The organism is Sphingobium sp. PNB (assembly GCF_019873065.1).
In the GTDB taxonomy this organism is placed as follows: domain Bacteria; phylum Pseudomonadota; class Alphaproteobacteria; order Sphingomonadales; family Sphingomonadaceae; genus Sphingobium; species Sphingobium fuliginis.
Window position 1 is genome coordinate 1 of sequence record NZ_JAINEZ010000082.1, and the last position, 23,113, is coordinate 23,113.

Below are 23,113 nucleotides of genomic sequence, written 5' to 3' on the forward strand. Positions count from 1 at the left end.
CTGCGCTGTTTTGCAACGGCTAAGTCAGAAGCTCGCTACGCTCGCGCCCACCCCTAACCCCTCCCGTTTACGGGAGGGGAATGTCCTGAATTGGCCATTCCACCCAAATTCCGAACTTGGTCTAAGGTGAGGCTGCTTCAGGCCGCCGCGCGTTCGCGAACCGGAATGCCGGCGATCCGCATGAAGTTCGCCAGCATGTCATGACCATGTTCGGTGGCGATGCTTTCCGGGTGGAACTGGACCGAATGGATCGGCAGGTCGCGATGCCGGAAACCCATGACCGAGCCGTCCTCGCTGGTGGCGTTGACGATCAGCGTTTCGGGAATCTCCTCGACGATCAGCGAATGGTAGCGGGTGGCCGTGAAGGGCGAAGGCAGCCCCTGAAACAGACCCGTGCCGTCATGGGCGACGGGAGAGGTCTTGCCGTGCATCAGGCCGCCGCGCACCACCTTGCCGCCGAAATGCTGGCCGATCGACTGATGCCCCAGGCACACGCCCAGCAGCGGCGCACCCGCATCGGCGCAGGCGGCCACGAGATCGAGGCTGACGCCCGCTTCATTGGGCGTGCACGGACCGGGCGACAGCAGAAATGCCTGCGCGCCCGTGGAGAGGGCCTGGCCGGCGGAAATGGCGTCGTTGCGGACAACCTCCACCTGCGCTCCCAATTCCATGAGATAATGGACGAGGTTCCAGGTGAAGCTGTCATAATTGTCGATGACGAGGATCATGCAGCGGCTTTAGCGCGGGATCGAAGCTTGGGGAAGGGCCGCATTTCCGCAGCGGCGGCGATTTGGGCGGGAAGCCGGACAGGGAGTGTCGACCCCAAGCGCATGTGCTTCCGCGAAGGCAGGGGGCAAGCATCGACTGGCGGTGGCAAATGGATTTCCCTTCATTCGCCCCTCTCGTCCCATTTGAAAGCCAAGCGGGTTTCGCCGGTCTGCACGCCGTCAGGGTCGAAGCGGCGCTCCGAAATGACGCCTTGTCCCCGCGCGTCGACTGCGACGATCGTGCTGCATCGCGTGCCATAGACGGGATTGCGGATGAAGATGGGCGAGATCATCGCCTCCGCCGGAATGTCGGAGGGCGCATCGGGGGCAATGCCGGCATGGGGCAGGCTTTCCGCGCGGAGGGCACCGAACAGCGTCAGAGGATCGTCGGCTCCGGCGACCAGCCAGTCGAGCAAGGCGGATTTGAGGGCGAGCGTCTTCGGCCAAGGCGCATCGAGCGTGCCGTTGGAAAGGCCATAGAGGCCAGGCGTGAGTTCCGTGCGCAGGAGGTGAGGGCGGTTGGTCAGGAACAGCGCTCGGTCCCGGTCGATCAGGATGAGATTGAACGGATTGAAATCCCCCAGCGGAGCCGTCTCGTCGCCGCTCAGAAGGTCTGTCACCAACGCGCCGCGGGACGCGCGATCGGGATCGGGCCCGCCATAGCCGCGCAGGTTGGTGACGATCGCGGCGCGCCCCTGTTCGGAAACGCCCAGCCAGGTTCCGCCGGAAAGCAGGTCCCGGCCTGCGATCAGATGGTCCGGCTGTTCCCAGCGGGCGAGCGGCGCTGCGGGGCGCGCGTGCAGTTCGTCGCGATTGCCGATGAGGATCAGCCGCCAGCGGGGGTGCGCGTCCCAAGCCATTGCCATGATGCACATGCGTGTTTTCCTCCAGATCGGGAGCGGCTTGATAAACGGTCCGCGCCTCTCCATATAGGCCGGTGCCGGGTTCGCCCGGCTATGGTGATAAATCGTATCGTGCAATAGGCGCAGCGGACCCGGGGGCGGTACCCGGCGGCTCCACCACATTCCCCGTCGTTCCGGGGCGCGTGACGGGGCCGAACTAGGATCGACGTGTGTTGAAAAGCGATGCCTTCACCCGGCCTGAGTACGCCGTAAAAAGGTTCAAAACTCACAAGTGCCAACGATAACGAGGCTCTTGCTCTTGCTGCGTAATTGATGGCCTCACGGCCGGACATTACTCAAAAAGAACGCGGTTGAACCCACCGGGCAACAGAAGGGAATTCAGCGGCCGCCGGAGGGGCCGGGCAACAGAACCCTCCGGACCTTCCCTCACAATTCCACTTTTCCAGTCGGCTGGTCGCGGGATCGCTGGCTCCCGCGCGGCTGCTCGCGAATCGGTGAAGTCCGGAACGACTTCATTCGATTACACTTTTATGACAGTTAAAAGAAAAAGATATAAGATGTTGAATATAGGGTGATAAAAATCCTTTTTAGTGGATGCTCCAGCCCTTGCTCCCATGTCATCAAAGTGAAATACTTACAGCTATTATAGAAGGTTTTTTCCGGAGGTTTTGGATGAGGAAGGCCGCAGCAATTTGTGGGTTGGCTCTGGCGGCGATGGCCCCGGCTGTGGCATCAGCTGCCGATAATACCATCATAGTGGGCGTGTCCGACAAGGGGCTGGCCTCCAAGGCGTTGGCAGCGGGGGACTATCAGGTCGCTGCTCGCCGGCTGGAGGCGCTACGGTCCGATTTCCCCGACGATCCGGCTCGACTCATTAATTTGGGAAATGCCTATGCCGGAATGGGGAAGGCAAAGGCGGCACGCAATGCATATCAGGCGGCGCGCTTCGCTCCTGACGCCGTGCTGGTTACGGCTGATGGGCAGGAAGGATCATCGCGGGAGATCGCTCGCAAGGCGATCGGCCGTCTGCAGACAAGTTACGCCATGCGCTGAACAGGCGCAAAGGCGGACACCCTGGGTGCAGGGAGCGGGGGCGTCGTCCTTTTGGGACGGCGCCCCTTTGTCCTTGCGGCTTGGAAGCTGTTCCGCATTCATCAGGTGTCTAGATCGCGCTGCGTTAAATCATACGCAGGCCGCGCGCTGCGGATGGCCCGATCCCATGGCAAGCAAAGCAAAGATCGGGGCGATGTCGCAAAAGTGAAACATGCGTCTTCAAACTGTCATTTGAAAGACCTCGATATGTCATAGAAGCGGCACAACCCTGTCATCTGTCGCGCCTAACTGCCGCCAGCAGGGCGACAGGGGGCGTTGTCCGATTCGAGTTTCTCCCCTGCGCTCCGCAACCTTTATGAAGCCGGCGAGCGCCGGGGCGGAGACTCCATGGTCAAGAATAACCGTTTCAACACCATCCTGATGGCGGGCTGTGCCTGTGCCGCGCTCAGCGCATGCGGCGCCAATGACGTCGCCTCGCCCGGCAGCGGCGGTGACATCACCATCAACTATCCCACCCCCACGCCGACTCCGACACCCACGCCGACCCCGTCGGCGACGGTAACCCCGGCAGGCGGTTGTCCGACCCTTCCGGCTGGCGCCAATCCGCTGGTCGATAGGGGCACCACCGCCACGACACCGACCGGTGTATGGCGCATCTGCGAACTGCCGTCGCGCATCAACCAGTCGATCACCCTGCCGAAGCTTGCCGGCCTGCTCTATTCGCTCCCCGGCCGCGTCGATGTCGGTTGCGACCGCGGACCCAGCGACAGCCAGATTCCCGCCGGCTGCACGCTGCCGTCCGTCACGCTCACCATCGAACCCGGCGTTATCGTCTATGGTGCCACCGGCACGTCCTGGCTCGCGGTCAATCGCGGCAACAAGATCAATGCCGTCGGCACGGCCGACAAGCCGATCATCTTCACCAGCAAGAGCAATATCGACGGCGCAGTGAACGACAATTCCATCGGTCAGTGGGGCGGCGTCGTGCTGATGGGCCGTGCCCGCATCACCGACTGCACCACCGGCTCGGTCGGCGCGGGCACCTGCGAGCGCCAGACCGAAGGCGCGGCGGACCCGGCGATCTATGGCGGTACCCTCGACACCGACAATAGCGGCACGATGAAATATGTGCAGATCCGCTATTCGGGCTATGTGCTGGGCGCCAACACCGAATTGCAGGCGCTGACCACAGAAGGCATCGGCAGCGGCACCACGCTGGAATATATCCAGAGCCACAACAGTTCGGACGACGGCGCCGAATTCTTTGGCGGCACCGTCAAGATGAAGCACTACATCGCCACCGGCGCGGATGACGACAGCCTCGACATCGACACCGGCTTGCAGGGCTTCTTCCAATATGTGCTGATCGTGCAGCGCCCTGGTCAGGGCGACGCGCTGATGGAGGTCGACAGCAACGGCTTTGAAGGCGATACGCCGCGCCAGAAGACCATCGTTGCCAACTTCACCGCGATCCAGGCGCAGTCGAGCGCCAATAACGACGCCAATGACCAGGCCTCGATCCTGTTGCGCGGCAATGCGGACCTGACTCTCGTTAACGGCATCGTCAACTCCCCGAACAACGAGTGCCTTCGCATGAACGGCAGCGGCACCACTCCGGCGACGCTGACCGCCCGTTCGGTCGTGATGGCGTGCAACGCCACCAAATATCTCGGCACGGGCAGCATCACCGCGGCGCAGGTCGCGACAGCCTTCGGTTCGGGTTCGAACGGCAATAACGACGCTTTCACCATCTCGCTGAGCAGCCTGTTCATCAATGGTGCCGGCGAAACGGCTGTGACTCCGTTCGATGCCAAGACGCTGGACGCCTATTTCGACACGACCAGCTATGTCGGGGCGGTCAAGGACGCGAATGACAATTGGTACAAGGGTTGGACCTGCAACTCCGCCACGGCGGCGTTCGACACCACCAGCAACGCCAACCGCGCCTGCACTTCGCTGCCGGTCACCTAAGCGCCCGACGCAGCCATGAACGGGGCGGGCGCGGCTTTCAAACGAGCCGTTTCCCGCCCCGATCTCGCAATTCCAATATTTAGGGGACATTCGATGGCGACGCCGCTCAAGCTTGCGGGCCTGCTGCTCATTTCATCCGCGCTGGTCGCACCGGCTGCAATCGCGCAAACCACCAGCGCGCCGGCCGCCGGTTCTCAGCCGACCGATCCCGCCCCGGTGCCGGGCCAGCCCGCAAAGGAAGCGGATCAGGGTTCCGTGCCCGACATTTCCATTCCCGGCAGCGACATCATCGTCACGGGCCGCCGCGGCGCGAATATCCAGAAGAGCGCGCCCGCCGTCGTGTCGATCCTGTCGTCCGCCGATATTGCCCGGACAGGCGACGGCAACATCGCCGGCGCCCTGGGCCGCGTCACCGGCCTTAGCGTGGTGGGTAGCGGCTATGTCTATGTGCGCGGCCTTGGCGACCGCTATTCGCTGGCGCTCCTGAACGGCTCCCCCCTGCCGAGCCCCGAACCGCTGAAGCGGGTCGTGCCGCTCGACCTGTTCCCGACCAATATCGTCTCGTCCTCACTGGTGCAGAAGAGCTATTCGGCCAATTACCCAGGCGAGTTCGGCGGCGGGGTCATCAATCTCACGACCAGCGTCATCCCGGCAGAAAGCTTCGTCACGGTGAGCGGTGGCATCGGCGCCAATGATGAGACGACCGCGCAGATGGGTTACACCTATTATGGCAGCGGCAGCGACTGGACCGGCTTCGACAACGGTTCGCGCGACATTCCGCCGGCGCTCAAGGCCTTCTTCAGGAGCGGCGAGCGGATCAGCTCGGGCAATGTCGACACCGGCGCGATCGCCAGCCAGCTCGTCAGTTTCGACAATGCACTGGTCCAGCGGGTGCAGGACGTGGCGCCCAACTATAGCGCGACCATCTCCGGCGGGACCTCCTTCGATCTGGGCGGGGCGGTGTTGGGCCTGATCGCGACGGCGGGCTACAGCAACCGTTGGGTGACGCGTGACCAGACGCAACAGAACTCGCTGACGCCTGATCTTGGAACGCTGGAAAATGATTTCCGGCGGGTGACGACCGACAATCGCATCATCGTCAACGGGCTGCTGGGTGTCGGTCTGGAATTCGGGGACAACAAGATCCGCTGGACCAACCTCTATATACGCGACACGCTGAAGCATACGCGGCTGGGCGTCGGCCATCGGCAGGAAACGGCCGTCGACTTCATGCAGCAGGATACCGCCTGGTATGAAAGGCAGTTGATCGATACGCAGGTCGTCGGTGAGTTCAAGTTGACGCCGGAACTGAGCCTGGACGTGCGGGGCGGCTTCGCCAACTCACAACGCGAGGCTCCGGCCGAACTGACCCTGGAATATGTCCGCACCAATTCGGCGTCCGATCCCTTGGGCCAATATTTCGTGAACCGCCTGAACAATGGCAATGGTGGCGACGCGACGATCAGCTATTCCGACCTTAACGAGGATCTGTGGTCGAGCGGCATCGACCTCAGCTATCGGCCGACGCCCGAACTGTCGCTGACCGCGGGCTATGCCTTCCTGAACACCAGCCGCACAAGCTCCCGTCGCGACTTCCAGTTCACGGCGCCCAGCACTTTCCCTGAAGGGGTGGCGCTGCTGCGACCGGACTTGTTGCTTCGGCCGAGCGTAATCGACACCTTCGACATCGTCCTCATCGAAACCAATGAGGGCAATCCGGCTTTCCGAGCGCGGCTGCGCAATCATGCGGGCTATGGCAAGTTCAATTGGCAGATCACTCCGCAACTGTCGATCGATGCCGGCGTCCGCTATGAAAAAGCGAAGGAGACGGTGTCGCCGATCCAGGTGTTCAGCACGCCCGGTGCCAGCCTAGCCGCGACCAGTCTGAAGAACGATTATTGGCTGCCGTCGGCTACAGTGACCTGGCAGGTCCGCCCTGACATGCAGTTCCGCGTCAATGCATCGAAGACCATCGCCCGGCCGCAGTTCCGCGAGTTGATCTATCAATTCTACTTCGATCCGGATACGAACCGCCGTTATCAGGGCAATCCCTACCTTCAGGACAGCCAGCTTTATAATGGCGAGGCGCGTTTCGAATGGTATTTTGCCCGAGACCAGCGCTTCTCGCTGTCGGGTTTTTACAAGCGGATCAAGAATCCGATCGAAACCTTCATCTCGGGCGGCGAGTTCATCACCAGCTTTGCCAATGCGCCCAAGGCGAACCTGTATGGCGGCGAAGTCGAGTTGCAGAAATATGTCGATCTGTCGGGCGTCGGCAGCGATGCGTTTTTCGCAACGCGGCGTTTGGTGGCGATAGCCAATTATACCTATACCAAGTCAAAGCTGAAGGTCGGCGCCGATGATCCGGTTGCGGTGTTCGGTTCCTCGTCGGGCAACGCGACCGACTTCTTCCGCGATGGAGCGCCGCTGACGGGCCAGTCAGATCATCTGGTAAACCTGCAACTTGGGATCGAAGATCAGGAAAGCCTGTCGCAGCAGACGCTGATCCTGTCCTATGCCAGCAAGCGCGTGACCAGTCGTGGTCTGGCTAACCAGAACCAGCCGGATGTCTATGAACGGCCACCGATCAATCTGGACTTCGTCGCACGGCAGGGCGTGCATTTGGCGGGTCGCCAGTTCGACGTGAAGTTCGAGGCCCGTAACATCTTGGATAAGGATTACAGGGAAACGCAATCGAACGGGACCAATACGGTCGTCTATAATGCGTATCGCATCGGACGGACGTTCAATTTTTCGCTCTCGACGACCTTCTGAAAGCCCGTTGTCGAGGGGATGGGGATGCCGCCTCTCGACCCTCCGCCGGTCTTTGCCTGATCCTCCTCATGTCTCCGCATGGGGAGGATTGCGTTTGCTAATGGGCTGATTGGCGCGACGGGGCTGTTCGTGATAGTTCGAACTCCAGGCAGATGCGCGGAGGCGGCGCATGAATCGGGAAGTCGAACTGAAGCTGGAACTGGCGCCCGATGCGGCGGATGCTTTCGGGCGACTGGACTGGCTCCCGGCGGACAGCGATGTGGCGACATTGCGCTCCATCTATTTCGACACGGCGCAGCGGGATCTGGCGGGCCGGGGGATCAGCCTGCGTATTCGCCGGTCGAACGGCCAGCGGGTGCAGACGGTCAAGGCCGATGGAGAGGGCGGCGCGGGCCTGTTCGCGCGGGCGGAATGGGAAATGCCGGTCGCGGACGATGCGCCAGTGCTGGACGCCCGGACGCCGATAGCCGAGCTGCTGGGGCAGGGGGTGCATGGCATCCAGCCTGTCTTCCATGCCGAAGTCGAGCGGCGCAGATGGATCGTGCGGCAGGATGATGCCCTGATCGAACTGGTGCTGGACCGGGGGCAGGTGAGCGCCGGGGACCGGCAGGCCGCGATCTGCGAAGTCGAACTGGAACTGAAATCCGGCTCACCGGGCGCCCTGTTCCTCCTCGCGCGGCGGATCGACGCCGAAATGCCGGTCCGTCCCGGCGTGCTGACGAAGGCGGAGCGAGGATACCGGCTGCGCGACCGGCTTGCCGCCTTCGTCAAGGCGGAACCGGTGGCGCTCGACCCGTCGATGCGGGCGGAGGAGGCATTGTCGCGGATCGCGGGAACCTGCCTGCGGCACTATCGGCTGAACGAGGCGCTGCTGCTGGATCATTATGATTCAAGGGCGCTGCACCAGGCACGGGTGGCGATCCGCCGGTTACGCTCGGCCCTTTCGCTGTTCAGGCCCATGCTGGCTCCTGCGGATGTGGAGCGCTTCCAGGGCGAGCTCAAATGGCTGGCGGCTATGCTGGGTGAGGCGCGCAATCTGGATGTGCTGGCCGAACGGGTCGAGACGGAGGAACTGCGCGAGCGATGGGATGCGGTTCGGGGCGAGGTGCATGGCCGCGTGCAGGAATGGCTGCGCTCGGCCCGGGTTCGCATGCTGCTGATCGATCTTGTCGAATGGCTGACCCTGGGCGCGGGGCATGGCGGGGGCAAGGTGCAGGCGATGCGGGACGAGCCGGCGGCGGACTTTGCCGCGCGGCGCTTGCGGCGGCTGCGCAGGCGGATCGCGAAGGAGGGCAGGGGGCTTGCCGGATTGAGCGACGAAGCGCGCCACGAGGTGCGCAAGGATGCCAAGAAACTGCGCTACGCCTCCGAATTCTTCGCCGGGCTGTTCGAGGGCAGGAAGGCGCGGCGGCGGCGGGGCAAATTCATCGCCGCGCTGGAACAGGTGCAGTCGGAACTGGGCGCATTGAATGATCTGGTCGCCGCGCCGGGGTTGCTGGCGCATTATGGGCTAGGGAGAGAGGAAGCCAGGCTGCGTCCGAAGCGGAAACGGAAATTATTGGGCGCCGCGGCCCGCGCCCATGAGGATTTGCTGGAGGCGCCTCGCTTCTGGCGGTGAGGGTATTTGCGGCGAGGGATGGAGAGCGGATGGTCTGAGCGCCGCCCTCTCCTTGAAGCATGTCGCGCTTGATGGGCTGCCAATGGTCATTCGCGACCCACCCCGATCACCCCCAGGGCCGTTCGCGATACCATTTTGTGATCACATGCTTGACGCCGCTGCGTACTTTCATGCCGTGGTGGATGCTGGCGGGATTATAGGCCCCCGGACCCAGCCGGTTGTTCCACGCCAGCAGCTTGCCGGTTTCGGGCTGTACCGTCTTGCCGATCTTGACGAAGCGGGTCGCGCCGCCCGCCGCCGGTTCGTTCAGATAGACCATCAGCGTCCATGTGCGGTTCCCGGAAACCGCGCAGAAGCGTTCGAAATCAGGGCCCTTGGGTTCGAAATAGTCGGTATGCGCCTTGAATTCCTGACCGACGGAATAGCGCTGCCCCTGAATGGGTTCGCCATGGGCGGGATCGATGCCGGCGAAGGCGGCGAGCTTCGCGTCGATCCTCGCCACAAGCGGGTCGGAAGCGTCAAGGTCACATGTCTCGCTGGTGCGGAAATATCCGTCGCCATTCGCGTCCGCGATGGTGGAGGGGCGGCGGTGGGCGTCGATCCGTTCTATCAGGCCGGCACATTCCTCCGCCGACAGGAAATGGCGCTGGATGAACAGGACCAGGTCGCGGCTGGGCACGCGCTGGATGCGGGGGTGGGATGCGATCCAGGCAGGATCGGCGTCGGGCGCGGCGGGAGAGAGGCTATCGGCCATCGGCAGGGTCCAGGAAGCGGAAATCCGGCCTTTTGCTATCGCTGGCCGCGCGAAATGCAAGCGCTGTCGCTTCGGCCGTTGCGATTGTCATCAAAGCGTCACAATAGTGTCATCCGGTAGTAAAACCAATTTTCTAGCAGGCGCCGATATCAAGGGGGATGAACGACGCGCATGCGTGTGGCTTTCAGCGAGAATATCCGGAACATGGGCGGACGGTTGCGGCCGATCGACTGGTTGTCGGCGGTCGAGAAGCTGTTGCTGGGCCTGCTGGCGCTGCAATGCGCGGCGCTCGTCTGGACGGTGCTGACGCCCGTCGGCAGTTTCGGCTCCTGGGAAGGGAGGCAGGCCCGCTTCCTTTCCGTCGCGGAACGGCAGGCGCTGTTTTCCAGCTTCGATCCCTTTTATCGCGGCGGTCCGCAACAGGCGGGCGGCGGCGTCGTGACCTCCCTGGCGCTGACCGTTTACGGCATCCGCCTGAACGAAGGGTCCGGACTGGGCTCCGCGATCGTGGCGGGGCCGGATGGGGTGCAGAACAGCTTTGCCGTGGGTGAGGAGATCATGCCCGGCGTGGTGTTGAAGGCGGTCGCCTTCGACCATATCACCATCGACCGCGGCGGGGCGGAGGAGCAGGTGTTTCTCGACCAGTCGCAGCCCGCGCCGACGGCCATGCCGGACGGCGGAGCGCCCGCCGGTTCGCCGCCTTCGCCGGTGGCGGGAACGGACAATCCGACCGCCGACATGCTGAAACGCGACGTCGGCTACACCCCCCGGATGCAGAATGGGCGCGTGACCGGCCTCATCCTGACGGCCAAGGGCCCCGGCTTCCAGCAGGCCGGCTTCCAGCCCGGCGACATCGTCACCCAGGTCGACGGCCAGCCCATCGGATCGGTGAGCGATCTTCAGGCGCTGCAGGGCAGGATCATGCCCGGCGCGCGCATTTCCCTGTCGGTGGAGCGCGGCGCGGCCATGTCCTCCGTCAACCTGACACTGCAAGGCCAATGACCAGAAAACTGCTTCTTTCCGCCGCCATGGCCCTCGCGCTGGCGGCTCCCATCGCATCGCCGGTCATGGCGCAGCAGACGCTGAACGTGCGCGACGCCGACATCCGCGCCTTCATCCAGGATGCAGCGCGGGTGACCGGGCGGACCTTCATCATCGACAACCGCGTGGCCGGAAAGGTGTCCGTGGTGACCGACCGGCCGCTGTCGCGATCCGAATATTTCGAGATTTTCCTGTCGACGCTGCGGGCGAACGGGCTGGTGGCGGTGCCGGCGCCGGGCGGCGCCTATCGCATCCAGCCGGCGGACGGCGCGGCGGGGCAGCCCAGCGCCGTGGGCCGCGCGGCCAATCGTAACCAGTTCGTGACGGAGGTGTTCCGCCTGCGCTCCATCGACGCGGCGAGCGCGCTGGAAACGCTGCGGCCGCTGGTCAGCAAGGATGGCTCCGTGACGGCGAACCGGGCCGGGAACAGCGTGGTCGTGGCGGACTATGCCGACAATATCGGGCGCATCCGGCAGGTGATCGCGCGGATCGACCGGGATACCGCCTCGACCACAACGGTCGTGCTGAAAAATGCCGGGGCGCGGGAGATCGCGACGTCCCTGCAGGCGCTGGTGACGACGGGCGGGGAAGGGGCGGCGAAGCCCGCGACCATCGTGCCCATCGACAGCAGCAATGCCGTCGCGATCCGGGGCGATGCCGGGACGGTGGCGCGGCTGGCGCAGATGGCGCGCGACCTCGACCGGCAGGCCGCGAGCGGGACCGAGATCCGCGTCTACTGGCTGGAACATGCCGATGCCGAAAAGCTGCTGCCGGTGTTGCAGCAACTGGTGGGGCAGGCGACCGCTTCGTCCGTGACCGCCTCCACCCCCGCGGCGGGAACCGCGCCCTCCGCGGCGCCAGCCGCCGCTTCAACCGCGGTGGCGGGGCCGGGCGGTTCGGGCGGCAGCGGGATTTCATCGCGCGGGCCCGCCATCGTCACCCGCTATGAGGGCGCCAATGCGATCATCGTCGCGGCGAACAGCGATGTGCAGCGGATGCTGGGCGAGACGATCCGCCAGATCGACACGCGGCGCGAACAGGTGCTGGTGGAGGCGATCATCGTCGAGATCAGCGACGCCGCCGCCAAGAAGCTGGGCGTGCAATTCCTGATCGGCAGCACCAAGACCGGTTTTGCCGCGACCAATTATTCCAATGCTTCGCCCAATATCTTGACGTTGGCCGGGGCCATCGGCGCGCGCGAGCTGGGCAACGACACCACGGTCGAAACTTCGGCCAATGGAACCGTCACCACTACCACTTCGCATAACAGCAGCGATCTGGAAACGACGCTGCAACAGGCGGCGGTCGACAGCCTGATGAACGCGACCGGCGGCTTCGGCGGGGTGGCGACGTCGCTTGGGCGGAACGGGATTTTCGGCGCGATCATCAATGCCGTCAAATCCGATACCGACAGCAACATCCTGTCCACGCCCTCTGTGATGACGCTGGACAATCAGAAGGCGTCGATACTGGTCGGCCAGCAGGTGCCGGTGACCACGGGCGAGGCGCTGAGCCAGAATTTCGACAACCAGTTCCGCACCGTCCAGCGGCAGGATGTCGGCATCAAGCTGGAGGTGAAGCCCCAGATCAACACTGGCGGCGCGATCAAGCTGTTCCTGAAGCAGGAAGTGTCCAGCGTCGCCGGGCCGGTGTCGAACAACAACAGCGACCTCATCATCAACAAGCGCGAGATCGAGACGACCGTGACGGTCGACGATGGCGAGATATTGGCGCTGGGCGGCCTGCTGGACGACAATGAGCGCAAGACGATAGAGCGCATTCCGCTGCTGTCCGACATTCCCGGCATCGGCGAACTGTTCAAGTCGCGCAGCAAGAGCAGGACCAAGACCAACCTCATGGTCTTCATCCGCCCCACCATCCTGCGGTCCAAGGAGGATGCCCAGAAACTGACGCAGCAGCGCTACGGCTATATCCGCGGCATGCAGTTGCAGCGCAACCCGGAACAGGAACCGGGCATAGACGAGCTGGTGCGCGACTATATGGGCGCAACGCCTCCCTCCGCTGCGCCGCAGCCGGGCGACACCGTGGTGCAGCCGCCCGCCGAGATCATCGAACCGACCGCCCGCCAGTCGAGCGGCGTGGTGCGGCCCGTGGACATCCCGGAAAGCGAGCAACCGAAATGATCGGGAAGCGGGCTTCCTCTCCATTCGGGCTGAGCTTGTCGAAGCCCTTCGCTTTTCTTCCTTTCAGGAAAGGACTGGGCTTCGACAAGCTCAGCCCGAATGGAGGTTAGGGTGCAGGAAGCCGCTTCTGCTTCTGGCGATATCCCCCCGCATATCGCGCCGCGCGCCGTCGACATACCCTATGTCTTCGCGCGAAAGCACGGCGTGGTCATGCTGCCGCCGGATGGAGAGCGGCTGACCATTGCCGTGCGCGAAGACAGCGATCCGCGCGTCCTGCTGGAGGTGCGGCGGCATCTGGCGCGCAGCTTCGACGTGCGTTTCGTCGATGCCGCGCAGTTCGACCGGCATCTGTCGGATCATTATGCGATGGAGGGCAGCGCCGCCGCCATGGCGGGATCGCTCGATGTCGGGGCGGACGAGCTGGACATCCTCGCCGCCGACATTCCGACCGCCGACGACCTGCTCGACAGCGCCGATGACGCACCCGCCATCCGCCTCATCAACGGCATCATTGCCGAAGCGGCGCGGCAGGGCGTGTCGGACATCCATATCGAGCCCTATGAGACCGGGCTGATCGTGCGGATGCGCGTCGACGGCGTGCTGCGGGAGACGCTGCGCATGCCGCCCCATGTCGCGCCGGTCGTCGTCAGCCGCATCAAGGTGATGGCCCGCCTCGACATAGCCGAGCGGCGCGTGCCGCAGGACGGGCGGATCGGGCTGACGCTGGGCGGGAAACTGCTCGACGTGCGCGTTTCCACCCTGCCGAGCCGGGCGGGAGAGCGGGTGGTGCTGCGCATTCTCGACAAGGAGAATGCGGGCATGAACCTCGACCTGCTGGGCATGGCCGGGGCGGCGGACCGGATTTTCCGGGAGGGGTTGCAGGAACCCAATGGCATCATCCTCGTCACCGGGCCGACGGGGTCGGGCAAGACGACGACGCTCTATGCGGGCCTCAGGCAGCTCAACGACGGCACGCGCAACATCCTGACGGTCGAGGACCCGGTCGAATATGCGATCGAGGGCGTCGGCCAGACGCAGGTGAATGCGAAGGTGGGCCTGACCTTCGCGGCCGGCCTGCGCGCCATCCTGCGTCAGGACCCCGATGTGGTGATGGTGGGCGAAATCCGTGACCGGGAGACTGCCGAAATCGCCGTGCAAGCGTCCCTGACGGGGCATCTGGTGCTGTCCACCGTCCACACCAATGACGCGGTGGGTGCGATCACGCGGATGCGCGACATGCGGGTGGAACCGTTCCTGCTCGCCTCCACCCTGCGCGCCGTGATCGCGCAGCGGCTGGTGCGGCGGCTCTGCCAGCATTGCCGGGAGCCGGTGCAGGCGGACAAGTCGGCCAGCGCCCTGCTGGGCTTCGATCCGGGCACGATCATCTACCGGGCGCGGGGATGCGAGTCATGCAACGGCACCGGCTACAAGGGCCGCATCGGCGTGTTCGAGGCGATCCGGGTGGACGATACGATCCGGCGGCTGATCAATGACGGCGGCGATGAATCGCTGATCGCGCGCCATGCTTTCCTGAACGCGCCCAATCTGGGTTCGGCGGCGCGTGCGCTGGTGCGCGACGGCCAGACGACGGCGGAAGAAGCGATCCGCGTGTCGCGGCGCGACGCGGGCGAGGTGGAAACCATCACCGATGGCTGAGTTCGACTATATCGCCATCGACCCCGCCGGGCGTGAGCGCAAGGGCGCGATCAAGGCTGAAACGGTCGAGGATGCGCGGGCGAAGCTGGACTCGCGCAAGCTGTTCATCGTGCGGATCGAGCCGGGCGCGGTGGAAAAGGCGCGCAGGCGGGCAGGGCTGTCGTTCGGCGCGCCGCGCCTTTCGGCCAAGGAACTGACGCTGTTCACCCGGCAGTTGTCGACGCTGATCCAGGTCAGTCCGCTGGAGGAATCGCTCCGCACCATCGGGCGGCAGAGCGAGCAGGCGCATGTGCAGGCGATTGTCGGCAAGGTGCATTCGGGCGTGCTGGAGGGGCGGCGGCTGGCCGACGCCCTGGGCGCCGAGCCGAGGAGCTTTCCGCCGCTCTACCGCGCAATGATTTCAGCGGGCGAGAGTTCCGGCAGCCTGCCCACGATCATGGAGCGCCTGTCCGACCTCATGGAGCGGCAGGCGGTGATCCGGTCGAAGGTGCTGACCGCCATCGCCTATCCTTCCGTGCTTGCCGCCTTTGCGGTGTGCGTAGTCGCGGCGCTGATGATCTTCGTCGTGCCCAAGGTGGTGGAGCAGTTCGATACTGTGGGGCAGCAACTGCCGCTGCTCACCCGCATGGTGATGGGGATTTCCGCCTTTCTGGCGGGCTATTGGTGGCTTCTGGCGATCCTGCTGGGGGTGGCTGGCTTCGGCTTCTGGCGGGCGCTGAAGGTCGAAAGCTTCCGCTATCGCTTCGATGCGATGCTGCTGCGCCTGCCATTGCTGGGGCGGCTGATCCGCGACCTGCATGCGGCGCGGATGGCGCGCACCCTGTCGACCATGGTGGCGAGCCGCCTGCCGCTGATGGAGGGCTTGTCGCTTACCGCCCAGACGGTGCACAACCGGGTGCTGCGGCAGGCTTCGGAGGAGATCGTGGAGGCCATTCGCGGCGGCGGCAGCCTGTCCGCGGCGCTGCGGCGGGCGGGCGTGTTTCCGCCTTTGCTCGTCTATCTGGCGGCGAGCGGGGAGAGCGCGGGGCGGCTGGACACCATGCTGGAGAGGGCGGCGGACTATCTGGAGCGGGAATTCGACAGCTTCACCTCTGCCGCGCTCGCCATGCTGGAGCCGGTCATCATCATCGCCATGGGCGGCATCGTCGCCGTCATCATCCTGTCCATCCTGCTGCCCATCCTGCAATTGCAGAGCCTTACCGGGGCCTGAGGAGTGTTTATGCGCAAGATCCTTTCTCTCCGTCATTCCCGCGAAGGCGGAAATCCATCGCCTGAACGTTCCCCCTGGCGTTTGTTGTGGGAGATGGATTGGCTGCGCCGAACTGGCGTTTCCCGCCTTCGCGGGAATGACGATAGGAGAGGGGAAGGAGAGAACGGCTTCGGGTCTCCGAGGCGCTCCGCCGAACACGGCTTCAGGTCTTTGGGACGTTCCGCCGAACACGGCTTCAGGTCTTTGAGGCGTTCCGCCGAACACGGCTTCAGGTCTTTGAGGCGTTCCGCCGAACACGGCTTCACGCCCGTGAGGCGTTCCGCCGAACACGGCTTCACGCTGGTCGAACTGATGGTCGTGATCGTCATCATCGGCCTGCTTGCCACCATCGTGGCGATCAACGTCATCCCGGCGACGGATACCGCGCGGGTGGAGAAGGCGAAGGCCGACATCGCCACCATCGAACAGGCGCTGGAACAATATCGGCTCGACAATCTGGCCTATCCGTCCGCGACCGATGGGTTGCAGGCGCTGATCAACCCGCCGGCCGCGCTCGCCCAGCCGCAGCGTTACCGGCGCGGGGGGTATATCAAGAAGCTGCCGAACGATCCCTGGGGCCGGCCATACCACTATGCGGTGCCGGGGCGGAAGGGCGCGTTCGACATCAGTTCGCTGGGAGCGGACGGGCAGCCGGGTGGCGACAATGAAAATGCCGACATCTATTCCAGCGAGCTTTGATCGCCGGCGGCACGGCTCCGGATCTTTGAGACGTTCCGCCGAACACGGCTTCGAGTCTATGATACGTTCCGCCGAACACGGCTTCAGGTATTTGAGACGTTCCGCCGAACACGGCTTCACGTTGATCGAGCTGATGGTCGTGCTGACGATCATCGGCTTCATTTCGGCCGCAGTGGTGTTGGCGATCCCCGACCCTCGCGGCCGGGTGATCGAGGATGCCGACCGCTTCGCCGCTCGCCTTGCCGCGGCGCGCGACGAAGCGGTCGTTACCGCGCGGCCCATGGGGGTATGGGTATCGGCCTCGGGCTATGGCTTTCAACGCCGCGATGGCGGGCAATGGGTGGGGCTGGAGGACAAGCCCTTCGCCACCGCCAACTGGAAGGCCGGTACGCGGGCGCTGGTCGGGAAGGACGGACGGCAGCAGATCGGCTTCGACGGCACGGGGCTTCCGACCGATCCCATGACGGTAATCCTTGCCCGCGAGGGAGAGCGGGTTTCGATTTCGGTCGATATGGCCGGAAAGGTCGTTGTCGGTGGGTAGGACGCGCTTCATGCGGTCATGCTGCCGTAAGGCGCGTGGGGAGGAGCAAGGCTTCACCCTGCTCGAAATGCTCGTCGCGCTCGCGGTCTTCAGCCTGGCCGCCCTGGCGCTCGTCCGCCTGCAAGGGGTGACTCTGCACACCGCCGCCGACCTCGACAGCAAGGCGATGGGTCAGATCGTCGCGCGCAACCTGATGGTGGAGGTGCAGACCGATCCCGCGCCGCCTTCGCTCGGCAGTGAAGAAGGCGATGTCGACAATGGCGGGCGGCGCTGGCACTGGACACGGCAGGTCAAGGCGACCGATGACAAGCGCCTGCTGCAAGTCGATCTTGCCGTCGACGGTCAGGCGGGCTCCCCCCCCGTGGTGCTGAGCTTCGTGCGGGTGGTGCAATGAGGCAGGCAGGTTCCACCGGACACGGCTTCGGGTCTCTGAGACGTTCCGCCGAACACGGCTTCAGGTCTTTTAGACGTTCCGCCGAACACGGCTTCACGCTGATCGAACTGCTCGTCGCCCTGATGATCTTCGCCATGCTGGCGGCGGCGGGGGTGCTGCTGCTGGGCAATAGCGTATCGGCAGAGGCGCAGATCAAGCTGCGGCTGGACGACATGGCGGCGGTGCAGCGGGCGAGCGGTGCGCTGGCGGCCGATCTGGGGCAGGCGGTGCCGCGCATCAGCCGCACGGAGGCAGGCACGCTGGCGCCCGCCTTCTGGTCGCATCGCGAGGGGGAGAGCCAGCCCATCCTCCAGTTCGTGCGCGGCGGCTGGGACAATCTGGGCGATCTGCCGCGGCCGTCGCTCCAGAAGGTCGAATATTGGGTGCGGCAGGGGCGGCTGGAACGGCGCACCTATGCGCAGGTCGACGGCGCGGCGGGCGACGAGCCGGCCGCGTTGCTCACCGGGGTCGGCGACGTCGCGTTGCGCTTCCGCGACTCCAGCGGCGACTGGCGCGACGAATGGGTGCCGACCCAGCCCGACCTGATGCCCCGTGCCGTGGAGATGACGGTGACGCGAACCGGCGAGCCGCCGGTGACGCTGCGTTTCCTGGTGGGGCCGGGTCCGGCGGAAAAGCAGGAAGGGGCGCCAGCCAATGGTTGACCCCCGCAAGCCGGGAGAGCGCGGCGCGGCGCTGTTGACCGTGCTGCTGCTGGTGGCGGTGATGGCGGTGGTCGCTTCCACTGCGCTGGAGCGGCTGGCGCTGGCCACGCGGATGACCGGCAATGGCGGCGCGGTCGATCAGGCGCGCGCCTTTGCCGATGCCGGCACGGAGATCGCCCGGATGCGCATAGGCGATCTGGTTGCGGCCAATCCGGGCAAGACGACGCTGGCCGGCAACTGGATGGGAACGCCGCAGGCCATATTCGTGCCGGGCGGGGTCGCCACGGCGCGGGTGACGGACGGGGGCAATTGCTTCAACCTCAACAGCGTGGTCGCGGGCGAGACCGAGGCTGATCTGAAGGAGCGCCCGGTGGGCGTGTCGCAGTTCCAGGCGCTGTTGCAGGCGCTGGGCGTCGACGCGCGGCAGGCGCAGGTGGCGGCGGCGTCGCTGGCGGACTGGATCGACACGGACGGCGTGCCGCAGCCCGGCGGCGCGGAGGACGAGACCTATGCGCGGGCGCCGCGGCCCTATCGCACGGCCAACCGTTTCATGGTCGATCCCAGCGAATTGCGGGCGGTCAACGGGGTGACGCCGGCCATTTACGGGCTGGTGCGGCCATGGGTATGCGCCCTGCCGACCGCCGATCTGTCGCCCATCAACATCAATACGCTGCTGCCCGATCAGGCGCCGCTTTTCGCCATGCTGATGCAGGGGCAGCTGAGTGTCGCGCAGGCGCGGCAATTGCTGGCGCAGCGGCCGGTGGATGGCTACGGCAGCACGGTGGAATTCTGGCGCGCCCCGTCGCTGGCGGGGCTCAGCCCGCTGGAAGAGGCGGCACAGCAGGTCAAGTTGACGACGGGATTTTTCGGAGTGGAAGTGTCGGTGGATGTCGGGGGAACGCAGGTGGTCGAACGGGCGCTGATCGATGCGCGGCAAAGTCCGGCCAAGCTGATACGCCGCAATTGGGGGACCGGCGCGTGAGCGAGGGATTGATCGTCGCCCTGCCGGAACGGCCGGGCGCGGAGCCGCTGTGGATGCGGGTGGCGAACGGCGCCGTGGTGCAGAAAGGGGCGGGGACGAACTGGCTCGCGGCTTGCGGCCTCACGGCGCTGCCCGGGGATATGACGGTGATGCTGGTGCCGCCGGCGGCGCTGGTGACGCTGCATCGGGGCGCCTATCCCGATCTGCCTGCCCGGCAGGGGAGGGCGGCGGCGCGGCTGGCGGCCATGGCGGGCGGGATCGTGCCCGCGGACCAGCTTTTCGCCGCAGCCGACGACAATGACGATCCGGCGCGGCCGCATTGCGTCGCCGTGGCTGCGAGGGCCGACATGCAGCACTGGCTGCTCTGGGCGCAGCATCATGGGCTTGATCCGGACATCATCGTGCCTGCCCCGCTGCTGCTGCCCGAACCGCAGGAGGGGTTCGAGCGTGCTCTGGTCGGCGGCGAAGCGGTGCTGCGCGGGAGCGACCTGGCGCTGGCGGGCGACCTGGCCCTGCCGGAACTGATCGGCGATGCCGCGGTGCGCGACGTTCCCGCGGACCAGATCGAAGCGCGGGCGATTGCCGCGCTGGACCGGCCGCCGCTCGACTTGCGGCAGGGCGACTTCGCTAAGCGGGTGCGGCGGTCCTTCGACAAACGGACGATGGCGCGCATCGCGGTCTGGAGCGGGCTGATCCTGCTGGTCAGCCTGTCCATCGCGCTGGTCGGCCTTGCCAAGCAGCATTTCGCGGCGAGCGCGCTGGATGCGGAAAGCCTGGCCCTGGCGCGGCAGGTGGTGCCGGGGGCGACCGACGTCCTCCAGGCGGAGGCGGAAATGGACCGTCAACTCGCTGCGCGCGGGGCGGGCGGCTATGCCTTCACCGCGCCGGTTTCGGGCCTGTTGAGCGCGATGCAGGATGTGCCCGGCGTGTCGCTGACGGCTTTGTCGCGCGATCCGGACGGGATGATCCGCGCCACGCTGGCGGCGGCGAAGGGGGATGACATCAACAGCGTGCTGTTGGCCTTGCAGGCGGCGGGCTTCGCCATCACGGCGACGCCTTCGCAGGACCCCGGCGGGCGGATGCTCGCGGATATAACGGTGCGGTCATGATGGAACGGTTGCAGGCATTATGGGGCGAACGGAGTCCCCGCGAGCAGTGGATGCTGGGCGTGATGTTCGCGCTGCTGGCGGTGGTGATCCTGTGGCTGGGCGTGGTGCGGCCGCTCGACGCTGCACAGCGTTCGGCCCGCGACGGGTTGCGGGAGGCGACCGATCGCAATGCCGCCATCCGCGCCAAGGTGAAGCTGCTGAAGTCGCTGCCGCGCACGGCGGCGACAGTCGACGCGGGCGTGCCGTTGGACCAGTTCATCGGCCAGAGCGCCGGCGAGGCGGGGCTGACGCTGGAACGCGCGCAGGCGCAGGGCGCCGACCGGGTCGACATGGCCATCGCCTCGGTGCGGCCGGTCGCGCTGTTGTCATGGCTCTCCGTCCTGGAGGCAGAGGGCATTCGGATCGAAACGATAAGCGCGCGGCCGGCGGCGACGGCGGGCAGCGTCGCGGTGCAGGCGGTGCTGGTGCGGGGCGGGCAATGATGGGGCTCAGCCTTTCGCGGCGGGTGCGCATCGCGCTTATCGCTGTGTTCGCATTGGGATTCCTCATCTTCCTGCCGATGCGCGTCGCGCTCGGCATGGCGGGTCTGGAGCGGCTGGGCGTGGCGGCGCGGGAGGTGCGCGGCACGGTGTGGAGCGGCGGGATCGACCGGCTGATGCTGGGCACGGTGTCGCTGGGATCGGTCCATGCGGGCCTGTCGCCCGTGTCACTGCTGGTCGGACGGGCGCGGTTCGACGTCTGGCGCCGCAATGGCGCAGCGGACGATCTGAGCGGCGCGCTGACGGTCGGCTTCGGGCGCATGGGGATCGACGATGTGACGGGCGCAGTGCCGCTGGGCCGGACCTTCGTGCCGCTGCCGGTAAGCAGCTTCGTCATGGACGATGTGTCGGCCTGGTTCTCCGGCGACCGCTGCGGCCATGCCGAGGGGCGGGTCCGTGCGCAAATGGCGGGGCAGTTTCCGGGACTGAACCTGTCGCAGGGCCTTTCGGGCGTGGCCAGTTGCGACGGCGAAGCGCTGCTGTTGCCGCTGGTCAGCCAGTCGGGGCTGGAAAAGGTCAATCTGCGCATCTGGCGATCGGGCCGCTATCAGGCGGAAATGCGGGTGGAAACCGCCGACGCGACGCTGGGCGAGGCGTTGGCCAAGGCGGGCTTTGCCGATGCCGGGGGCGCGCGGGTGCTGAAGATCGAAGGGACGCTGTGATTGAGGTCTTCCCCGCCCTGCTGGGCGCGACAGCCGGAGCCATAGCCGGGAGTTTCCTTGCCACGATCGTCCTGCGCTGGCCGCAGGGGCGCAGCGTGCTGCGCGGCCGGTCGGCCTGTGACGGCTGCGGGCGGATTCTCAGCGTCTTCGATCTCGTGCCGATGGCAAGCGCGCTGGCGCAGCGAGGGCGGTGCCGGACCTGCGGCGCGCCCATCGATCCGCTGCATGGGCAGGTGGAGGCGGCATGCGCGATCATCGGCGCGCTCGCCCTGGGCTTTTCGCCCGATCCGGGCGGGGCGGGATGGGCTCTGCTGGGCTGGCTGCTCCTGACGCTGGCGGTGCTCGACCGGCGGCATTTCTGGCTGCCCGACGCGCTGACCCTGCCATTGGCGTTCCTGGGCTTCACCCTTGGTCCCTGGACGACCGACGCGACGATGGGGGATCGGGCGATCGGCGCGCTGACCGGCTATCTGACGCTGCTGCTGGTCGCGCTCGGCTATCGGCGCTTCCGGCGACGCGAAGGGCTGGGTCTGGGCGATGCCAAGCTGCTGGGTGCGCTCGGCGCCTGGTTCGGCTGGCAGGCCTTGCCCTTCATCCTGCTGCTGGCGGCGAGCGTGGGACTGCTGGCGGTCCTCGCGGTCATGGCGACAGGCGGGAGGGTGGACGGCACGACGCGCGTGCCGCTGGGGACTTTCCTTGCCCTGGCCGCGGTGCCGGGATGGTGGCTTGCCACCGTCCTTGCCAGTGCAGGCGGATGACCCGGCCAGAGAAATTTCACGATGCTGTGAAACCCCGTTGACCCATCAGCCCGCTCTGCTTATAGCGCCGCCTCACCGCAGGGCATGGCCCGGCGGACGGCCCATGGGGCGGAGTAGCTCAGCTGGTTAGAGCAGCGGAATCATAATCCGCGTGTCGGGGGTTCAAGTCCCTCCTCCGCTACCATTTTTCAAGCACTTAGCGATGTCGCTCCAGAGCGGTTTACAAACAACTGTAAACTGCCAGTGCTTTCCGCCCGCCTGAACGGGGAGGCGGCTCATGGCTGACAAGTGCGAAACGTGCCGGTTCGCGTTACTTGTGCCAAACTGGCGTAAACGTCCGCGAGCCTCTCGATGGGAGGCGGCAATAGAAATTTATGAGTGCCGCCGTCTTCCAATGTTTCATCTTAAACTTCCGACCGATTGGTGCGGCGAATATCAGCACAAGGATCACCCCCATGTCTGAGATGATGAAGCTGGCTGACGGCTGCGAACGCGCTTCCAAGGTTCTCTGGCGCTGGCTGGTTGATGGCGAAAGCCCCTGGGATCGGGAGACCACGCTGCGGGTGTGTGGAGGTATGAGCAGGATCGCTACGGACTTGCGGGCAGAGGAAGCCCGCGCCCACCTTGAGGGGGAGTGAGATGGGTAGGCTGTTATGCTGGCTTGGCATTCATCGTTGGGTTGAGGCATCATGGTTCACATGCAAAGCCTACGACCGTGATCTTTATTGCATCAGGTGCACCACCCCGCACCTATCCCAGAAAGGCCCTCATGATGGACGGTAAGGTGGATCAGGATGCAATCGCCTTGCGGGACTATCTGGCTATCCGTGGCCTGAA

General features: G+C 65.5%; 21 protein-coding genes, 1 tRNA gene and 1 other RNA gene. 20 read left to right on the forward strand and 3 right to left on the reverse strand.

What is annotated here, in order from left to right:
* Positions 1-137: 137 nt before the first annotated feature.
* Both K7W03_RS21275 and K7W03_RS21280 read right to left on the reverse strand, forming a co-directional pair.
* Positions 138-728: an anthranilate synthase component II gene (locus K7W03_RS21275; protein ID WP_048575385.1), complete on the reverse strand. Its 591-nt coding sequence runs from the start codon at positions 726-728 to the stop codon at positions 138-140.
* Between the two features lie 161 nt (positions 729-889).
* Entirely contained in the window at positions 890-1,642 is a 753-nt protein-coding gene (locus K7W03_RS21280) for an NRDE family protein (RefSeq protein WP_025551083.1), read from the reverse strand.
* A gap of 24 nt (positions 1,643-1,666) precedes the next feature.
* Here K7W03_RS21280 and ssrA point away from each other — a divergent pair.
* The 5 genes from ssrA (at position 1,667) to K7W03_RS21305 (ending at position 9,047) form a co-directional block, all read left to right on the forward strand.
* Positions 1,667-2,011: a transfer-messenger RNA gene (gene ssrA / locus K7W03_RS21285) on the forward strand.
* A 291-nt stretch (positions 2,012-2,302) separates the two neighbouring features.
* Positions 2,303-2,683 carry a tetratricopeptide repeat protein gene (locus K7W03_RS21290; RefSeq protein ID WP_222887254.1) on the forward strand — a complete coding sequence of 127 codons (381 nt, stop codon included), beginning with the start codon at positions 2,303-2,305 and terminating at the stop codon, positions 2,681-2,683.
* Between the two features lie 387 nt (positions 2,684-3,070).
* Positions 3,071-4,654: a hypothetical protein gene (locus K7W03_RS21295; protein WP_048575382.1), complete on the forward strand. Its 1,584-nt coding sequence runs from the start codon at positions 3,071-3,073 to the stop codon at positions 4,652-4,654.
* A 93-nt stretch (positions 4,655-4,747) separates the two neighbouring features.
* Positions 4,748-7,429, forward strand: a complete 2,682-nt coding sequence (locus tag K7W03_RS21300; protein WP_222887255.1) for a TonB-dependent receptor domain-containing protein — start codon at positions 4,748-4,750, stop codon at positions 7,427-7,429.
* Positions 7,430-7,598: 169 nt separating this feature from the next.
* Positions 7,599-9,047 carry a CYTH and CHAD domain-containing protein gene (locus tag K7W03_RS21305; RefSeq protein ID WP_222887256.1) on the forward strand — a complete coding sequence of 483 codons (1,449 nt, stop codon included), beginning with the start codon at positions 7,599-7,601 and terminating at the stop codon, positions 9,045-9,047.
* 106 nt (positions 9,048-9,153) lie between these two features.
* Here K7W03_RS21305 and K7W03_RS21310 read toward each other — a convergent pair whose 3' ends face one another.
* Positions 9,154-9,801, reverse strand: a complete 648-nt coding sequence (locus K7W03_RS21310) for a prolyl hydroxylase family protein (RefSeq protein WP_413469346.1) — start codon at positions 9,799-9,801, stop codon at positions 9,154-9,156.
* A 171-nt stretch (positions 9,802-9,972) separates the two neighbouring features.
* Between K7W03_RS21310 and K7W03_RS21315 the strand changes: the two genes are divergently transcribed.
* The 15 genes from K7W03_RS21315 to K7W03_RS21385 all read left to right on the forward strand — a co-directional run bounded on the left by K7W03_RS21315 (position 9,973) and on the right by K7W03_RS21385 (position 22,914).
* Positions 9,973-10,803: a type II secretion system protein N gene (locus K7W03_RS21315; protein ID WP_222887257.1), complete on the forward strand. Its 831-nt coding sequence runs from the start codon at positions 9,973-9,975 to the stop codon at positions 10,801-10,803.
* A complete protein-coding gene (gene gspD, locus K7W03_RS21320; protein WP_222887258.1) occupies positions 10,800-12,986 on the forward strand; it encodes a type II secretion system secretin GspD in 2,187 nt (728 codons plus the stop codon). The genes K7W03_RS21315 and gspD overlap by 4 nt, the downstream gene beginning before the upstream one ends.
* Positions 12,987-13,097: 111 nt before the next feature.
* On the forward strand, positions 13,098-14,642 hold the full coding sequence (gene gspE / locus K7W03_RS21325; RefSeq protein ID WP_413469347.1) for a type II secretion system ATPase GspE: 1,545 nt from the start codon (positions 13,098-13,100) through the stop codon (positions 14,640-14,642).
* Positions 14,635-15,852: a type II secretion system inner membrane protein GspF gene (gene gspF / locus K7W03_RS21330; protein WP_025551095.1), complete on the forward strand. Its 1,218-nt coding sequence runs from the start codon at positions 14,635-14,637 to the stop codon at positions 15,850-15,852. Before gspE ends, gspF begins: the two co-directional genes overlap by 8 nt.
* A 276-nt stretch (positions 15,853-16,128) precedes the next feature.
* Positions 16,129-16,590 carry a type II secretion system major pseudopilin GspG gene (gene gspG / locus K7W03_RS21335; protein ID WP_137709218.1) on the forward strand — a complete coding sequence of 154 codons (462 nt, stop codon included), beginning with the start codon at positions 16,129-16,131 and terminating at the stop codon, positions 16,588-16,590.
* 58 nt (positions 16,591-16,648) lie between these two features.
* The gene (locus K7W03_RS21340; protein ID WP_222887259.1) at positions 16,649-17,131 is read left to right on the forward strand and encodes a GspH/FimT family pseudopilin; all 483 of its coding nucleotides are present in this window, start codon (positions 16,649-16,651) and stop codon (positions 17,129-17,131) included.
* A 10-nt stretch (positions 17,132-17,141) separates the two neighbouring features.
* On the forward strand, positions 17,142-17,525 hold the full coding sequence (gspI, locus tag K7W03_RS21345) for a type II secretion system minor pseudopilin GspI (protein ID WP_222887260.1): 384 nt from the start codon (positions 17,142-17,144) through the stop codon (positions 17,523-17,525).
* A complete protein-coding gene (gspJ, locus tag K7W03_RS21350) occupies positions 17,522-18,226 on the forward strand; it encodes a type II secretion system minor pseudopilin GspJ (protein WP_226870371.1) in 705 nt (234 codons plus the stop codon). The genes gspI and gspJ overlap by 4 nt, the downstream gene beginning before the upstream one ends.
* A complete protein-coding gene (gene gspK / locus K7W03_RS21355; protein ID WP_222887261.1) occupies positions 18,219-19,208 on the forward strand; it encodes a type II secretion system minor pseudopilin GspK in 990 nt (329 codons plus the stop codon). The genes gspJ and gspK overlap by 8 nt, the downstream gene beginning before the upstream one ends.
* Positions 19,205-20,317, forward strand: coding sequence for a type II secretion system protein GspL (gspL, locus tag K7W03_RS21360; RefSeq protein WP_222887262.1), 1,113 nt, complete (start codon positions 19,205-19,207; stop codon positions 20,315-20,317). The genes gspK and gspL overlap by 4 nt, the downstream gene beginning before the upstream one ends.
* Positions 20,314-20,799 carry a type II secretion system protein GspM gene (gspM, locus tag K7W03_RS21365; RefSeq protein WP_222887263.1) on the forward strand — a complete coding sequence of 162 codons (486 nt, stop codon included), beginning with the start codon at positions 20,314-20,316 and terminating at the stop codon, positions 20,797-20,799. The genes gspL and gspM overlap by 4 nt, the downstream gene beginning before the upstream one ends.
* Positions 20,796-21,518: a type II secretion system protein N gene (gene gspN, locus K7W03_RS21370; RefSeq protein WP_222887264.1), complete on the forward strand. Its 723-nt coding sequence runs from the start codon at positions 20,796-20,798 to the stop codon at positions 21,516-21,518. The genes gspM and gspN overlap by 4 nt, the downstream gene beginning before the upstream one ends.
* Positions 21,515-22,276 (forward strand): prepilin peptidase, encoded by a 762-nt coding sequence (locus tag K7W03_RS21375; RefSeq protein WP_222887265.1) that lies wholly within the window; start codon positions 21,515-21,517, stop codon positions 22,274-22,276. Before gspN ends, K7W03_RS21375 begins: the two co-directional genes overlap by 4 nt.
* Before the next feature lie 107 nt (positions 22,277-22,383).
* A tRNA-Met gene (locus K7W03_RS21380) sits at positions 22,384-22,460 on the forward strand.
* A gap of 271 nt (positions 22,461-22,731) precedes the next feature.
* Positions 22,732-22,914, forward strand: a complete 183-nt coding sequence (locus K7W03_RS21385; RefSeq protein ID WP_222887266.1) for a hypothetical protein — start codon at positions 22,732-22,734, stop codon at positions 22,912-22,914.
* The last annotated feature ends 199 nt before the right edge of the window (positions 22,915-23,113 follow it).

What these genes read in the sequence shown, in the direction of transcription:
- K7W03_RS21295 (WP_048575382.1), top strand. Translation starts at nt 3,071, where the DNA reads ATGGTCAAGAATAACCGTTTCAACACCATCCTGATGGCGGGCTGTGCC.
- K7W03_RS21315 (WP_222887257.1), top strand. Translation starts at nt 9,973, where the DNA reads ATGCGTGTGGCTTTCAGCGAGAATATCCGGAACATGGGCGGACGGTTG.
- gspD (WP_222887258.1), top strand. Translation starts at nt 10,800, where the DNA reads ATGACCAGAAAACTGCTTCTTTCCGCCGCCATGGCCCTCGCGCTGGCG.
- K7W03_RS21300 (WP_222887255.1), top strand. Translation starts at nt 4,748, where the DNA reads ATGGCGACGCCGCTCAAGCTTGCGGGCCTGCTGCTCATTTCATCCGCG.
- K7W03_RS21275 (WP_048575385.1), bottom strand. Translation starts at nt 728, where the DNA reads ATGATCCTCGTCATCGACAATTATGACAGCTTCACCTGGAACCTCGTC.
- gspF (WP_025551095.1), top strand. Translation starts at nt 14,635, where the DNA reads ATGGCTGAGTTCGACTATATCGCCATCGACCCCGCCGGGCGTGAGCGC.
- gspK (WP_222887261.1), top strand. Translation starts at nt 18,219, where the DNA reads ATGGTTGACCCCCGCAAGCCGGGAGAGCGCGGCGCGGCGCTGTTGACC.
- gspN (WP_222887264.1), top strand. Translation starts at nt 20,796, where the DNA reads ATGATGGGGCTCAGCCTTTCGCGGCGGGTGCGCATCGCGCTTATCGCT.
- K7W03_RS21385 (WP_222887266.1), top strand. Translation starts at nt 22,732, where the DNA reads ATGTCTGAGATGATGAAGCTGGCTGACGGCTGCGAACGCGCTTCCAAG.
- K7W03_RS21290 (WP_222887254.1), top strand. Translation starts at nt 2,303, where the DNA reads ATGAGGAAGGCCGCAGCAATTTGTGGGTTGGCTCTGGCGGCGATGGCC.
- K7W03_RS21305 (WP_222887256.1), top strand. Translation starts at nt 7,599, where the DNA reads ATGAATCGGGAAGTCGAACTGAAGCTGGAACTGGCGCCCGATGCGGCG.
- gspJ (WP_226870371.1), top strand. Translation starts at nt 17,522, where the DNA reads ATGAGGCAGGCAGGTTCCACCGGACACGGCTTCGGGTCTCTGAGACGT.
- gspM (WP_222887263.1), top strand. Translation starts at nt 20,314, where the DNA reads ATGATGGAACGGTTGCAGGCATTATGGGGCGAACGGAGTCCCCGCGAG.
- gspI (WP_222887260.1), top strand. Translation starts at nt 17,142, where the DNA reads ATGCGGTCATGCTGCCGTAAGGCGCGTGGGGAGGAGCAAGGCTTCACC.
- K7W03_RS21340 (WP_222887259.1), top strand. Translation starts at nt 16,649, where the DNA reads ATGATACGTTCCGCCGAACACGGCTTCAGGTATTTGAGACGTTCCGCC.
- K7W03_RS21280 (WP_025551083.1), bottom strand. Translation starts at nt 1,642, where the DNA reads ATGTGCATCATGGCAATGGCTTGGGACGCGCACCCCCGCTGGCGGCTG.
- K7W03_RS21310 (WP_413469346.1), bottom strand. Translation starts at nt 9,801, where the DNA reads ATGGCCGATAGCCTCTCTCCCGCCGCGCCCGACGCCGATCCTGCCTGG.